Origin of the sequence: Pedobacter sp. AW31-3R, from assembly GCF_052180285.1 — a bacterium.
Classification (GTDB): domain Bacteria; phylum Bacteroidota; class Bacteroidia; order Sphingobacteriales; family Sphingobacteriaceae; genus Pedobacter.
The window spans coordinates 6,197,773-6,212,328 of the sequence record NZ_CP197475.1 but is presented as its reverse complement, the minus strand read 5'-3'; the positions used below and the strand labels follow the sequence as shown (position 1 = coordinate 6,212,328).

14 protein-coding genes are annotated in these 14,556 nt (G+C 42.3%); 13 read left to right on the top strand and 1 reads right to left on the bottom strand.

Annotation, left to right across the window (positions count from 1 at the left end; all coding sequences use genetic code 11):
• Positions 1–30: 30 nt before the first annotated feature.
• The 8 genes from ACSBL2_RS25320 to ACSBL2_RS25285 all read left to right on the top strand — a co-directional run bounded on the left by ACSBL2_RS25320 (position 31) and on the right by ACSBL2_RS25285 (position 7,951).
• Positions 31–786, top strand: a complete 756-nt coding sequence (locus tag ACSBL2_RS25320; protein WP_442589345.1) for a type III pantothenate kinase — start codon at positions 31–33, stop codon at positions 784–786.
• Positions 770–2,089 (top strand): hypothetical protein, encoded by a 1,320-nt coding sequence (locus ACSBL2_RS25315; protein ID WP_442589344.1) that lies wholly within the window; start codon positions 770–772, stop codon positions 2,087–2,089. The genes ACSBL2_RS25320 and ACSBL2_RS25315 overlap by 17 nt, the downstream gene beginning before the upstream one ends.
• Positions 2,090–2,136: 47 nt before the next feature.
• Positions 2,137–2,661: a hypothetical protein gene (locus tag ACSBL2_RS25310; RefSeq protein ID WP_442589343.1), complete on the top strand. Its 525-nt coding sequence runs from the start codon at positions 2,137–2,139 to the stop codon at positions 2,659–2,661.
• A 128-nt stretch (positions 2,662–2,789) separates the two neighbouring features.
• Positions 2,790–4,880: a peptidylprolyl isomerase gene (locus ACSBL2_RS25305; protein WP_442589342.1), complete on the top strand. Its 2,091-nt coding sequence runs from the start codon at positions 2,790–2,792 to the stop codon at positions 4,878–4,880.
• Positions 4,881–5,049: 169 nt separating this feature from the next.
• Positions 5,050–5,565, top strand: coding sequence for a DUF2480 family protein (locus tag ACSBL2_RS25300; RefSeq protein ID WP_442589341.1), 516 nt, complete (start codon positions 5,050–5,052; stop codon positions 5,563–5,565).
• Positions 5,566–5,595: 30 nt separating this feature from the next.
• Complete coding sequence (locus tag ACSBL2_RS25295) at positions 5,596–6,372, top strand: DUF3108 domain-containing protein (RefSeq protein WP_442589340.1); 777 nt, start codon at positions 5,596–5,598, stop codon at positions 6,370–6,372.
• Between the two features lie 4 nt (positions 6,373–6,376).
• The gene (locus ACSBL2_RS25290) at positions 6,377–6,946 is read left to right on the top strand and encodes a DUF3109 family protein (RefSeq protein WP_442589339.1); all 570 of its coding nucleotides are present in this window, start codon (positions 6,377–6,379) and stop codon (positions 6,944–6,946) included.
• 132 nt (positions 6,947–7,078) lie between these two features.
• A complete protein-coding gene (locus ACSBL2_RS25285) occupies positions 7,079–7,951 on the top strand; it encodes an ROK family protein (protein ID WP_442589338.1) in 873 nt (290 codons plus the stop codon).
• A 79-nt stretch (positions 7,952–8,030) separates the two neighbouring features.
• Here ACSBL2_RS25285 and ACSBL2_RS25280 read toward each other — a convergent pair whose 3' ends face one another.
• Positions 8,031–9,809 (bottom strand): aminopeptidase P family N-terminal domain-containing protein, encoded by a 1,779-nt coding sequence (locus ACSBL2_RS25280; protein WP_442589337.1) that lies wholly within the window; start codon positions 9,807–9,809, stop codon positions 8,031–8,033.
• A gap of 302 nt (positions 9,810–10,111) precedes the next feature.
• On the opposite strand from ACSBL2_RS25280, the gene ACSBL2_RS25275 reads away from it, so the two are divergent.
• From ACSBL2_RS25275 to ACSBL2_RS25255, 5 genes are all read left to right on the top strand, one after another.
• Complete coding sequence (locus ACSBL2_RS25275) at positions 10,112–10,327, top strand: hypothetical protein (protein WP_442589336.1); 216 nt, start codon at positions 10,112–10,114, stop codon at positions 10,325–10,327.
• 152 nt (positions 10,328–10,479) lie between these two features.
• Positions 10,480–11,658, top strand: a complete 1,179-nt coding sequence (locus ACSBL2_RS25270; RefSeq protein ID WP_442589335.1) for an XdhC family protein — start codon at positions 10,480–10,482, stop codon at positions 11,656–11,658.
• Entirely contained in the window at positions 11,655–12,263 is a 609-nt protein-coding gene (locus ACSBL2_RS25265; RefSeq protein ID WP_442589334.1) for a nucleotidyltransferase family protein, read from the top strand. Before ACSBL2_RS25270 ends, ACSBL2_RS25265 begins: the two co-directional genes overlap by 4 nt.
• A gap of 81 nt (positions 12,264–12,344) precedes the next feature.
• Entirely contained in the window at positions 12,345–13,325 is a 981-nt protein-coding gene (moaA, locus tag ACSBL2_RS25260; protein WP_442589333.1) for a GTP 3',8-cyclase MoaA, read from the top strand.
• Positions 13,326–13,345: 20 nt separating this feature from the next.
• Positions 13,346–14,554, top strand: coding sequence for a molybdopterin molybdotransferase MoeA (locus ACSBL2_RS25255; protein WP_442589332.1), 1,209 nt, complete (start codon positions 13,346–13,348; stop codon positions 14,552–14,554).
• Positions 14,555–14,556 lie beyond the last annotated feature (2 nt).

Genomic DNA, 14,556 nt, shown 5'->3' with positions numbered 1-14,556 from the left:
AGACTGGCGTATCCAAGTTGGGGAAGGTAAATGCATAATCTGGTTATAGATATCGGCAATACAAACAGTAAAGTAGCTGTTTTTGAGGATAGAAAGCTGGTGTTTTTTCAAAGTCTTGAACAGCCTGATCTGAAAATTATTGCCGGGCTGGTTTCTGTTTATGCGATTGTAAATTCAGCTGTTTCCAGTGTAAAACAGGAATCTGTTGCACTAATAGAATTTTTAATTGCCAATACCAATTATATTCAGTTTTCTACCCGGTTGAATACCGGTGTGAAAAATTATTATGAAACGATCTCCAGCCTTGGGCAGGACAGGTGGGCGAAGGTACTTGCCGTCCACTATGCCTATAACAGGCAGAATTGTTTAATCATAGATGCAGGAACTTGTATCACCTATGATGTATTAAACACTGAAAGTGCCTATTATGGAGGAAGTATAAGCCCCGGTATCAGTATGCGGTTTAAAGCATTGAACCATTATACGGGTAAACTCCCCCTGGTGAAATGGAACAGGGAAGATCCTGTTGTTCCTCAGGGAACTGACACGGAAAAGGCCATTACAAATGGTGTTTTGCAGGGAATAATTAATGAAGTTGAAGGCTTTATCGCCCTTAATTATACAAATAATAAAGACCTTAAGGTAGTTATAACCGGTGGGGATGCGATGTTCTTGTTAGAACAATTAAAAAATAGCATCTTTGCGCCTCACATTATACACGATCCTTATCTGGTATTAAAAGGATTAAACGAAGTCATTGCATTTGAATATGTACAAAAAGATTAATTATATTACTGCAGTTTTGGTTCTGCTGATCAGCATTTCTGTTAACGCACAAATTACTACACAATCACCCTATTCGAGATTCGGACTTGGAAATCTTACCGGATCACAGCTCCCGCAATTCCGGGCAATGGGGGGAGTATCTACGGCAGTGAACAAGCCGGTGAACTTCAACCTGCAAAGCAACATCAACGTACAGAACCCTGCATCTTATGCGGGGATCAACCTGACTACTATTGATGTAGGGATTTCAGTTGGAGCGACAACGCTGAAAATGGGCTCTGAGAAAGACAATAGCTTTAATGGTGCATTGAGCCATGTGGCTTTTGCTTTTCCTGTAACGCCACATTCTGCTTTTAGTTTTGGTTTAATCCCTTACTCTCAGGTTGGGTATAACTATTCATCCAAAGGAACAGTTAGCTCAGGTTCAAACCCTTCAGTAGGAAATGCCACGTATACCAATACTGGCGAAGGCGGACTGAATAAGGCTTATTTAGGATATGGTTTTCAGCTTTGGGATCACCTGAGACTGGGTGCAAATGTGGAATACCTGTTCGGAAATATTATCGAAAACAGGGACGTTGATTACAGGGATGATGGTTATTTTCTTGCGGCCAGGCTACAGAACAAAAACAGTATTGGTGGACTTGCCTACTCGTATGGTGTACAATATGATATCCGTCTGGATTCAAAAACATCACTTAATTTTGGTTATTCCGGATCTTCATCCTCCTCTATTAATTCTACAAAAACCTATCTGGCGACAAAATACATTACTGACGCGGTAGGTGATGATGGGGGTGCATTGGAAACTATAGACTCTGTTGGAGGGGCGAAACAAAAGCTTAAATTACCGCTGATACATAACTTCGGGATTGCCTTACAAAAGGATAATAAATGGCTGATCGGTGCTGATTTCAGGACAGGTAAATGGTCGGGACTAACCCTGAATTCCCAGAGTATGGGCTTACAGGATACTTATGGTGCATCTCTTGGCGGACAGATTACGCCTGACTTTACTTCCATCAATAATTATTTTAAAAGAGTGGATTACCGTTTAGGTGTAAACTATGACAAGACCTATATCCAGCAGGGAGGAGAAGATATCAAACAAATGGGCATTGCTTTCGGTGTAGGCTTACCCTTGGCAAGCTCTCCGACCAGGACAGCCTACAGACTTAATCTAACGGCTGAGGTAGGTAAAAGAGGAACGACAAACAACGGCCTGTTACAGGAAAATTACATGAACTTCCATGTGAGTTTCATGATCAATGACAGGTGGTTCAGACAGTTTAAATTTGACTAATGCGTAGGCCGGGTATAGGATCAATTATTGGTATACTATGCCTTTTTATGCTCCTTTTTGTTGCCTGTAATGAAGATGACCTGAAGAGGGCAGCAACTATTTCCTCCAAGAAAGTGACCCTGTCGAAGGACAGGTCGATGGGAGTAGAGATCATCTTTAGTGATTCTGCAATTGTAAAAGCGAAAGGTTTTGCACCTATTCTTGATCAGGTGAATCCTTCTGCGGGATCGAAATACCAGGAAATGCCTGAAGGGGTGAAGATTACTTTTTATGATCCGCTGCAGAAAATTACGGGTACCCTGGTGTCTGATTATGCCATAAGAAAAGAAACAGAACAGATTACGATCTTCAAAAAACATGTGGTTGTGGTACGCGAGGGGCTAACTTTCAATACCGAAGAACTGACCTGGGATACGCGCAAACATATGTTCTTCTCTCCGCAGGGGGTAGTCACCAAACCTGACGGTACCATCCTTAATGCGATTAACTTCAGTGCCCCGGAAGATTTCAGTATTCTTGATTTTGAACAGGGATCCGGGCAGACCTATGTGAACGGGGAATTGGTTCAATAATACCTCCCTTTTTGCTGTCCTATTTCCTTAATTCATAAATACTTATTCAAATACATTTTATTGTTTTCTTTTTTTCGCAAAAGTTGTATCTTGCGCCCTCTTAAAAAAAATATAAATTAATTAATATTATGGGTTTAATGACATTTTTGCGGAATCGCGCAGGCTTTATCTTGATAGGGGCGATCGGTTTTGCAATTGTTGCATTTTTAGTAGGTGATGCAATTAACGTAGGAAAGCCTTTCTGGGCAGCATCTCAAAAGGTTGTAGGATCTGTTGATGGTGAAGAAATCAATATCGATGAATTCGGAACTAAGGTAGATCAGAATTTACAGCAGTTCAAACAACAATATGGTGGGAGTGCCAATCCTCAGATGACAGCTATGGCTGTTGATAATGCCTGGCAAGGTGAACTGGCTGCAATCTTACTGGGCAAAGAATATAGCCGCTTAGGTCTTGATATCTCCAGTGATGAATTATTCGACCTTTATCAGGGTAAAAACCCAAGCCCATTAATCGTACAATATTTCGGTAATCCCCAAACTGGTCAGATTGACCGTGCTGCAGTGATCAACTCTTTAAAACAACAAGCTTCAAATCCTCAGCTCAAACAACAGTGGGATTTGTTACAGGCGGAAATTGAGAAACAGGCATTGCAACAGAAATATGCGAACTTAATCAAAAACTCTGTTTACGTTACTTCCCTTGAAGCCAATGATGAATATCAGAACAGAAATAAACTGGCGAACTTCAATTATGTAAGCCTTGATTATGCAAGCATTCCAGATGCTTCAGTTAAACCTTCTGATTCAGATTATTCAGATTACTACAATGAAAATAAAAAGAGCTTTGACAATCCGGCTGAAACACGCTCGTTTGAATATGTTTCTTTCAGTATAAACCCAACCAAAGCAGACTCTGCTGCAACTAAAGCACAGGTTGATAAACTGGCGAATGACTTCAAAGTATCAAAAAGTGACTCTCTTTTTGCTGCAATCAATTCAGACGTGAAAGTTCCTTATACATACATCACTAAAGGCAAACTGGATCCTGTGGTTGATTCGGCAGTGTTCGCTTTACCTGCAGGCAGCTTCTATGGTCCTGTATTCTCAGGTAACAGCTACAAAATGGCTAAAGTGATTGATGTTCGTTTTTCACCTGACTCTGTTAAAGCAAGCCATATTTTACTTGATGCTGCTAAAATGGGGGGTGCAGATAAAGCCGTAAAGTTTGCTGATTCCTTAAAAACACTGGTACAGAATGGGGCTAATTTTTCCGCTCTTGCTAAAATGTACAGTGTTGATGGTTCTAAAGATAAAGGCGGTGAATTGGGTACGTTCTCCCGTGGACAAATGGTGCCGGAATTTGAGAATGCTGCTTTCAATGGTAAAACCGGAGATTTAAAAGTAGTTACTTCACAATTCGGTGTTCACCTGATCAAAATTGAAAACCAGATCGGTTCTTCTAAAGTCGCTAAACTGGCTTATGTAGAGAAAAATCTTGCGCCAAGCAGCAAAACTAAAGCTGAGGCTTACAAAAAAGCTTCCAACTTCCTTAATGAAGTTAAAGGTGATAACTTTGCTGAATTGGCGAAAAAACAAAAATATACTGTGGGTATGGCTGACAGGATTACTGCAAGCCAGGGCTATGCTCCGGGATTGGACAATCCACGTCAGCTGATCCGTGATGCCTATGCAGCTGAAAAAGGAGATGTACTGACTGAGGTTTATCAGATGGATAATGCTTACGTTATCGCGCATGTAACAGATATTAAACCTAAAGGTTTATTGCCACTGGAAGCTGTGAAGAAAGATATTGAGCCAATGGTGATCAATGCGGTAAAGGCTAAAATGCTGACTGAAAAAATCAGTAAAGCAGGTGCTTCGAACTTAAATCAGCTGGCTCAGAAATTAGGCAAACAAGTACTTCCGGTACAGAATATTGTATTTGCCAATCCTATCGTTCCAGGAGCAGGGCAGGAGAATAAACTGATCGGTAGCGTATTCGGATCTCAGGCAGGTAAATTATCTAAACCTGTGACTGGTGAGAATGGTGTATTTGTGTTCACAGTAAACGGTTTTACTAATCCGGCCCCAATGGGCAATACGTACAAACAAAAAGAAAGTATGCTTCAGGGGATTGCCCAGCGTTCATTGGGCGCTGCATTCCAGGCATTGCAGGATAAAAGTGATATAAAAGACAATAGGGTGAAATTCTATTAATCTTATTTTACGTAATTTTGAAACCGGAAGTGTAAGCTTCCGGTTTTTTTATTTTACAGCTGTTTGTGTGCAGCGATCTTATCGCTGTTCATTTGCTTAGGTTGAAGGGATCATGGGCACCTTCATTCCTTGTTAATGGTAAGTCTCTGCAACCTTGATTTTAAAGAAAATGGATATTCAGGAAAATATAGTGAATAAAGTAGCGGCCAGTGGGTTATTAACCTTAAATCTGGAACGCTATTATGACCATGGAGAACGTGTGGTATATGATATCAAAGATAACCTTTTCCATGGCCTGATGCTCAGGGAAAAGGATTTCAGGGAATTTGTCAAAACGAACGACTGGAGCGCTTTTTCCGGTAAAAATGTGGCAGTAACCTGTAGTGCTGATGCCATTGTCCCAACCTGGGCTTATATGCTGCTGACCATAAAATTACAGCCTTATGCGAATGCGGTTGTTTTTGGTGGACTGGAAGTACTGGAGACGGTATTGTTCACACAGGCGATCCAGAAGATTGACCTGGAGGCATTCAGGGATCAGCGGGTTGTGATTAAAGGCTGTGGGGATCTGGATGTGCCAGTATCAGCCTATGTGGAAATTACACGTATTTTAACCCCAGTAGTGAAGAGTATCATGTATGGAGAGCCTTGTTCTACCGTACCATTATACAAACGAAAGGATTAAATTGGATTGCTTTTTGTTTAATTACACGGTATGAGGAAATTATTTTTGTTAGCTGTATTTTTTATTGCCGTTTTAAACGTTTCCGGACAGGAGCTTCCCCTGACAAAGGAACCTGTATTTCAGGCCGGTGAGGTATTGCAGTATAAACTCAAGTACGGCTTTATTACTGCTGCAGAAGGGACATTACAGGTGCTTAATTCAGATTTAAAGTTTGATAATCAGCCTACCTATAAACTGGTGGTAGATGCACGTACCTCCGGAACTTTTGATGTGTTCTATAAAATAAGGGACCATTATGATTCCTACATCGATAAAAAAACACTTCTGCCATATTTCTATCAGGAAAATGTACGGGAGGCAAAATACAGAAGACAGGACAAGGCCAGGTTTACACAGACTACAAAAAAGGTCGTTTCCAACCGTGGTAATTTTACAGCACCAACGGATCAGACATTCGACCTGGTTTCTGCCTATTATTTTTCACGTAGCCTGGATATTGCCAAAATGAAGGTGGGTGATACCTTTAAGCTGAACTATTTCCTGGGGGAAAAGATCCATCAGCTGGAGATCAAATATGTGGGGAAGGAAGTGGTAGACAGTAAGCTGGGTAAAATACGCTGTTTAAAATTCAGCCCCTCTATTGAACCAGGCCGAATCTTTAGAAAGGATAGTAATTTGTATCTTTGGATCACCGATGATGGCAATAGAGTGCCTGTAAAAGCACAGGTGGAGATATTGGTAGGCGCTGTTACCATGGAAATTAAATCGGCCGATGGATTGAAATATCCTTTAGCCAAAGAAAAATAACAAGATGATAGAAGTACAGAATACCCTTATACATGAAGACATCATCCGCGAGAGCTTTGTCTGTAATTTGAATAAATGTAAAGGGATCTGCTGTGTGGAAGGTGATGCAGGGGCTCCGCTTGATGTAGCTGAAACAGCGATATTGGAAGAGATATACCCAAAGATTAAGCATTTACTGGCTCCTAAAGGCATTGCGGCAATTGAACAGTTCGGCACCTCGGTAGTTGATGAAGACGGGGACCTGACCACGCCTTGCGTGGATGGCAATAAAGAATGTGCCTATGTGACTTTTGAAGGCGGAATAACCAAATGTGCCATTGAAAAAGCACATGAGCAGGGGATCGTTGACTGGCAGAAACCTATTTCCTGTCACCTTTACCCGATAAGAATTACCCAATATCCTGAATTTGATGTTTTAAACTATGACAGATGGCATATCTGTTCTGACGCCTGTACTTTCGGCCGGGAGCTAAAAGTGCCTGTTTACAGCTTCCTTAAGGGGCCGCTGATCAGGAAATATGGCAAAGACTGGTATGCGGAACTGGAAGAGAGCGTATCTTCAAACGAAGTCTGATAGTTGCCAATTTGAAGGGAATAATTTTAGCAGGGGGGTAGTGACACCATTATTAGACCACCGTTTAAATTGGATTTAGTGCTTATTTAATGAAATTAATCAAATAGTTTTCGCCCTATATTTATATTACGAATGGATTTAACATCGCCCAGACTACCTTATATTGGAGTAGATATTGGAGGCTCACACATTACTGCCGCACATATTGATTCGGCTGATTTCAAAATTGTGAAGAGTTCATTGATCAGAACAAGGGTTGCTTCTACAGAAGGACCGGAAGTTATTTTTAAAGATTGGGTTGCTGCATTGGCTCCTCTTATTGTAAGAGAGGGTGAAGAGGTAACCAGAATAGGCATTGCCATGCCAGGTCCTTTTGATTATGAAAAGGGTATTTCCCTGATGAAGGGAATGAAGAAATATGATTCTTTGTACGGAATGAATGTAAAGGAAATTTTGGCGGAACGCCTTCAGATTCCTGCAGACCATATCCTGTTCAGGAATGATGCCGAAGCTTTTCTTCATGGGGAACTTGCTTCTGGTGCAGTAGCAGGTGAAAAACGTGCTGTTGGTGTGACGCTTGGCACCGGACTGGGATCGGCAAGTAATTGCCAGGGAACAACGGTGGATGCTGACCGTGCTTTTCTTCCTTTTAAGGATAGTATAGCAGAAGAGTATATTTCAACACGATGGTTCTCCAACAGGTATAAGGAACTTACCGGGAAAGAGATCAAAAATGTGGAAGCCTTGCTGGCATCAGATGACCAGACTATTATTGATGCCCTTTTTGAAGAATTTGGCATTAACCTGGCTTCTTTTCTAAATACCTTTATTGCTGAAGAGCATCCTGAAGTAGTGGTTATTGGCGGGAATATTGCCAAAACCTGGGATCATTTTATCCCCGTTGTCCTGAAACACCTGGAGGATAAAAAGGTGGTGCTCAAACAAAGTGCAATGTGGGAAGACGCAGCCCTGGTGGGCGCAGCCTTTAGCTGGATGCACCATTAACATTTGTTTCCATAGTTCTGGATACAGACCTGTATATATTTAAAACGCTGCTGTCTTAGTCGACAGCAGCGTTTTATGGTTATGATATTGCCTTCGTCGCTTCTTCTAACCAGTTGCGTTCCTCTGCGCCGAGCAAAGGGCTGAGTTGCTCAAAAACAGCTGCATGGTAATTGTTTAGCCAATCTATCTGGGATTTTTCCAGCAAGGCTGTTTTTACGATAGTGGTATCTATAGGTGCAATAGTCAGGGTTTCAAACCCATAGAATTCATTGAACTCATTTACTTCAAGGGTTACTGTCTGCACCAGGTTCTCTATGCGGATGCCATGTCTGCCGGGACGGTATACGCCAGGTTCGATGGAGGTAATCATACCTTGTTCAATTGGAACAGGTGTGTTTGTCGGATTGAATACCTGCGGCCCCTCATGTACATTCAGGAAAAATCCAACACCATGCCCGGTGCCATGTCCATAGTTGATGGCATAGTCCCATAGCGGTTTCCTGGTGATGGCATCAATCTGGTAACCACAGGTACCTTTAGGGAATTTTGCTTTACAACCGTCGATCATGCCTTTAAGTACAAGGGTATAATCTGTTTGCTCCTGTTCTGTTGTGGTTCCCATTGGAATGGTACGGGTAATATCTGTAGTTCCATACAAATATTGACCTCCTGAATCTACAAGGAACAGGCTTTCAGCTAATATTTCTGCATCACTTTCTGCGGACGCCGCATAATGTGGTAGAGCACCATGTGCCTTATAGGCACTGATGGTATTGAAACTATCGCCTACAAAACCTTCCTGTTCGGTTCTGAATTTGCGCAATTGCGCTGCTGCCGAAAGTTCTGTTATTTTGATAACGCCAATGTTTTCCTGTAACCAGATCAGGAAGCGCGTGATGGCTACTCCATCGTTGAGCATAGCCTTGCGCGTATTTCCTAATTCAATTTCGTTTTTAACGGCCTTAAAATTTGTGGAAGGGTTGGTATCTTTAATAATCTTGACAGACGCAGGAACAAGTTTGGCGTAAGCATAACAGTTACGTTTGGGGTCAATGAATATGGAATTGCCGGCAGGGATATGGGCTAGGGCATGCTCAATATCTTCGTAAGGAAGTATTTCTGTTCCACTTTTCAGCAGCGTAACTTTTTCCTCTTCACTGAGTTTGTCCGTGTCAATAAACAGGGTGGCATGATCCTGATTGATCAGTGCAAAGCTGAGTACTACCGGGTTGTAACTGACATCTTTTCCACGAATGTTGAATAACCATGCAATATCATCAAGTGAGGATATCAAATGGTAATCTGCGCGGTATTTTGTTAAGGCCTCCCTGACCGCTGCAAGTTTTGCTGCTACAGACTTTCCTGTATGTTCTTCAGCAAGGAGAAAAGCAGGCTCTGCCGGAAGTGAGGGGCGGTTTTCCCAGATCGGGCTTAAATAATCTTTGTTCAGTAAAACCATGTCCTTTAAAGACAATTGCTGTGTCAGCAGATCTCCCAGTAAAATTGAAAGCAGTTTTTCATCGGTAGCTATGGCCGCACCTTTTTCCAGTTTTTCTGCAAGCCATTGTATGTATTCCGGTGCATGCTGCACTTTTTGTTTAACCAATTCAAATCCACTGCCCTGAAGTTGCTCTGCGGCTTGTTCAAAATATCTGGAATCTGTCCATACCCCCGCAAAATCATGGGTAATCACCAGCGTTCCGGCAGATCCGGTGAAGCCTGAAGCAAAAGGGATGCACTTATAATGTTTTGGCAGATACTCACTTATATGCGGATCCGCAGAAGGGATAATGTAAGCCTCTACATTATCGGCCTTCATTTGTTTACGTATTTCGCTTAGTTTTTCCTGATATGTCATATGCAAATGTTCTCTATTCAAATTTGAAGTCCAAATCTAAAGAATTTATTTACACCCTTTAGACAAAGCAAAATTTTGGGGTTAAGTAATAAAAATATTATAATTTATTTCGTAAAGTATCTGCGAAAAACTATCTTACCCCCAGTAATAATCATACCATTGTCCAATCCTGAGCGTTGTTTGCCCTGCTCAGGAGGGGGCAAAGGTTTTTTTGTGCAGATTTTCGCAATAAAAACAAAATCGCTGTGTTATAGGAGTTTTAAATTACCTTTGGAACTGAGGAGAATATTATGGGATTGAAGATGCGTATAACGTATAATGACACAGATTATGTGTATGAGATTGAAAATGGTGCTGCAATAAATAAAGAAACAGTTGAAATCAAGATAATTTTAAATGGCGAGCCGGTTACCTTAAAGAATATCAATAAGGTATGGATACAGGATGGAGAAATCACTATTGAACCCGATTTTGCTCAGGCCCTGGGAAGGTCTGTATCGCTGCGCTACCGGATGTAAAAGACAGTACCCCGTCCTGTGAATCCAACAAGACTCCATAATATCCCAAACATTTCAGTAGGCTGTCTGTTCTGATTTCATCTATATGAGATGGGCGCTGTCACCAGCTGTTTAAGCCTGACACGGAATAGTTAATATGGATATGCAAGCTTATGAAAGAAATCTCAGATATCATTTGCGCGTATGAAACCGCTTTGAAGGAAGGCAAACGGATGGCGCTGGCTACAGTAGTTCATGTGGATGGTTCTTCCTACCGGAGACCGGGAGCAAGAATGCTGGTTACTGATGACGGACAGCTTACCGGTGCAATAAGTGGGGGCTGTCTGGAAGGGGATGCTTTACGTAAAGCCTTACTGGCAATAAATCAGCAGCAGAATAAGCTGGTTACCTATGATACCACAAATGATGACGATGCCGTATTTGGCGTTCAGCTCGGTTGTAACGGGATTGTCCATATCTTATTTGAGCCTATAGATCCCAATAATGCAACGCATCCCGTCCGTTTGCTGCAGTTGCTGTCTGCCAAAAGGCAGGAGAGCGTATTGGTTACCCTATTTTCTTTCCAGAATTCTGTATCGGATGTCCCCGGAACCTGTTTACTGAAATTATCCGCGGCTAGTGAAGAAGAAATGGTTCATTATGATAAAGAAAATAAGACATCATTAGACCTCGTCCTGCAGGGGGAACTGCTCACTGATGTCGACCTTGCTATTTCTGGCAGACGGTCTTCTATCAAAAAATATGTCATCAATGGTGCTGAATTTACTGCTTTTGTAGCGTTCATCAGTCCGCCGCTTTCTCTTGTGATTGTGGGTGCAGGGAATGATGCGATGCCTTTGGTGGATATGGCAATGGTGCTGGGCTGGCAGGTTACGGTTGCTGATGGACGTGTTTCCCATGCAACATCCATCCGGTTTCCGCAGGTGAAACAAATCCTTGTCGCAAAATCTGATGAACTTTTATCCCGCATCACCATCGATGAGCAAACAGTTTTTGTGTTGATGACCCATAATTATAACTATGACCTTGCTGTCTTGGCACAGCTGGTCACAAAAGAGAAATGCCGGTATATCGGAAGTCTGGGACCAAGGAAAAAGCTGGAAAGGATGCTCGCTGATCTGGAAGAAAAAGGTTTGATGCTAACGGAAGAGCAACTTGGAAAGCTATATGGGCCGGTAGGGCTTGACCTGGGAGCAGAAACTGCGGAAGAAATAGCATTGTCTGTTACTGCCGAAATTAAAAAAGTGATGAGTTACCGTAATGGTGCCTCCCTGAGAGATAAGGATGAAGCTATCCATCATTACGGATGGAAAAATAGAATTGCGGAATGAGGGCCAAGCTGGGAAATATTGGAGTGCTGGTGCTGGCGGCAGGTTCATCTTCCCGATTAGGGTCACCAAAGCAGCTTTTGTCATTTCAGCATAAAAGTTTATTGGATATTACAATTGATGCAGCGAAAGGGGCTGTGACAGGTCGTATTATTGTTATATTAGGTGGGAATCATCAATTGATAGAGAGTGCTGTTAAACAACCGGAGGTGAGGTTCATGTTTAACCCAGACTGGGAAGAAGGCATCAGCTCATCCATCCGACTTGGAATAACAGCCTTCCTGGAGGAAGAAAATAACCCTGATGCAGTAATTTTAACAGTATGTGATCAGCCTTATATCAGCAGCGGCTTGCTGAAGACTTTAATTGGAAAAGCAGAAGTTGAGGGAAAAAGTATCGTATCCAGTGCTTATGACGAAACATTGGGGGTTCCTGTACTGTTTCATCAACAGCATTTCAGAGAATTGGCAGGATTGAAAGGTAAAGAGGGCGCTAAAACCCTTCTTCGAAAATACAGGGAAGAAGTAAGTGCTGTTCCCTTTGAAAATGGAGGGATTGATATTGATACTGTTGATGATTACATGAGGTTATTGATAAAGAATAAATAAGTCTTCGACCGGCGCTATAACTTCTGGTCAATCAGTAAAAACGGATAAGGAAATAGTGCTGAACAATAAAATACAGGAATAATGATAAAAGATTCTTTCAACCGTGTGCACAACTACCTGCGGATATCGCTTACAGATAACTGTAACCTTCGCTGTTTTTATTGCATGCCGGAAGAGGATTATGAATTCACTCATTTGTCGCGGCTAATGCAGCCTTCAGAGATTGAAGCCCTTGCAAGCACATTTGTACAGCAAGGGGTGACTAAAATACGGCTTACCGGTGGTGAACCATTGGTGCGGAAAGATGCGGCACAGATTATTTCATCACTAGCGAGGCTTCCAGTTGAACTTTCCATGACTACGAATGGGGCAAGAATCCATGATTTTATGGAGGTGTTGATTGAAGCCAGGATTAAAAGTATCAACATAAGTCTCGATACCCTGGATGCAGATAAGTTCCAGCTGATTACCAGGAGGGATATTTTTACACAGGTAAAAAATAATATAGACCTTCTGTTGCAGAACAACATTCAGGTGAAGATCAATATGGTGGTGATGAAAGGGATGAATGATATGGAGATCGTAGATTTTGTGGGCTGGACAAAATCGGCAGCACTGGAAGTCAGGTTTATAGAATTTATGCCTTTTGCAGGCAACCGCTGGACGAGCAATCAGGTCGTGTCTATGGAAGAAATTCTGGCATATATTGCGCCAGCATACCGTTATACGGCTGTGCCGGGAGGATTACATGATACCGCTAAACATTATCGGGCAGAAGGCCATATGGGGTCTTTCGCTATTATCAGTACCATGAGCGAACCTTTTTGCAGTACCTGTAACCGGATGCGCTTAACAGCTGATGGAAAATTGAAAAACTGTCTTTTTTCGGTTTCAGAAACTGATTTACTGGGGCCCTTAAGAAGGGGGGAAGATGTTCTGCCACTTATACACGAATGTATAGGTCAAAAAGCAAAATCACTTGGGGGACAATTCTCCGGGTTATTTGAAAATATTGAAGCAAGTTCTATTCATAACAGAAGCATGATTACCATTGGTGGTTAATGCATATTTGATGATTTAATATGATTTCCGTAAAAGAAGCAAAGTCACTTGTTAAAGATAATATGATCCCGTTATCGATCCATAGATTACCGCTTTCACAGGCAGCAGGATATACGCTTGGTGCAGATGTGTATGCAACAACAGATATTCCGGCTTTTGAGCAATCATCAATGGACGGATATGCCATCCGGTTTGCGGATGCAGACAAACCATTGACTGTTGCCGGCGAAATGCAGGCTGGCGCCCATAGTGGTTTTGCGCTGAAGCCTTTGCAAGCTGCGAGGATTTTTACCGGTGCCCCTTTGCCTGAAGGAGCCGATACCGTGATTATGCAGGAAAAGGTGGTCATCAATGAGGGGATACTGAGCATTCCGGATGCTGAATTAAAGCAGGGCAACAATGTACGCCATATCGGTGCAGAGGCAAAAAAAGGAGCGTTAGCTATGGTAAAAGGGAGTAAGCTCACGCCTGCTGCAATAGGTTTCCTGGCAGGCATTGGTTTTACGGAAGTGGAAGTCTACCGTACACCGATGGTTGGTATCATTATAACGGGTAAAGAATTGCAGCAACCGGGAGCAGATTTGGCTTTCGGACAAGTTTATGAATCCAGTTCATATGCGCTTACTGCTGCTCTTGAACAGGCGAATATTACCAAGATTAACCTGTACGCCGCAGATGACCACCTCGATGAGCTTGCAGAAATTTTCCGGCAGGCATTGCACATCAATGATGTGGTATTGTTGACCGGTGGTGTGAGCGTGGGTGATTATGACTTTGTGATCCGGGCGGCTGAGCAGCTTGAGGTGACACAGATTTTTCACAAGGTGAGGCAAAAACCCGGGAAGCCACTGTACTTTGGTAAAAAGGGAGATAAAGTGATCTTTGGTTTGCCAGGAAATCCTTCTTCTGTACTCAGCTGTTATTATCAGTATGTTTTGCCCGCACTGGAAATACTGACAAATTATAACGGAATAGTGACTACCCATAAAGGATATTCAGGCAGGATAAGGCTTACTGATGCCGTGCTGACACATTCTTATGAGAAACCGGCAGGCCTTACCCATTTCCTGAAAGCACACTGCCATGATGGAAATGTTACTCCGCTGCATGCGCAGGAGTCGTTCAGAATGAGTTCTTTCGCAGCAGCAAATTGCATGATAGAACTGAATGAAGAGCAAACAGTTTTTACTGCCGGATCTGTTGTGCCAGTGTATATCCTACCGGAATAGTT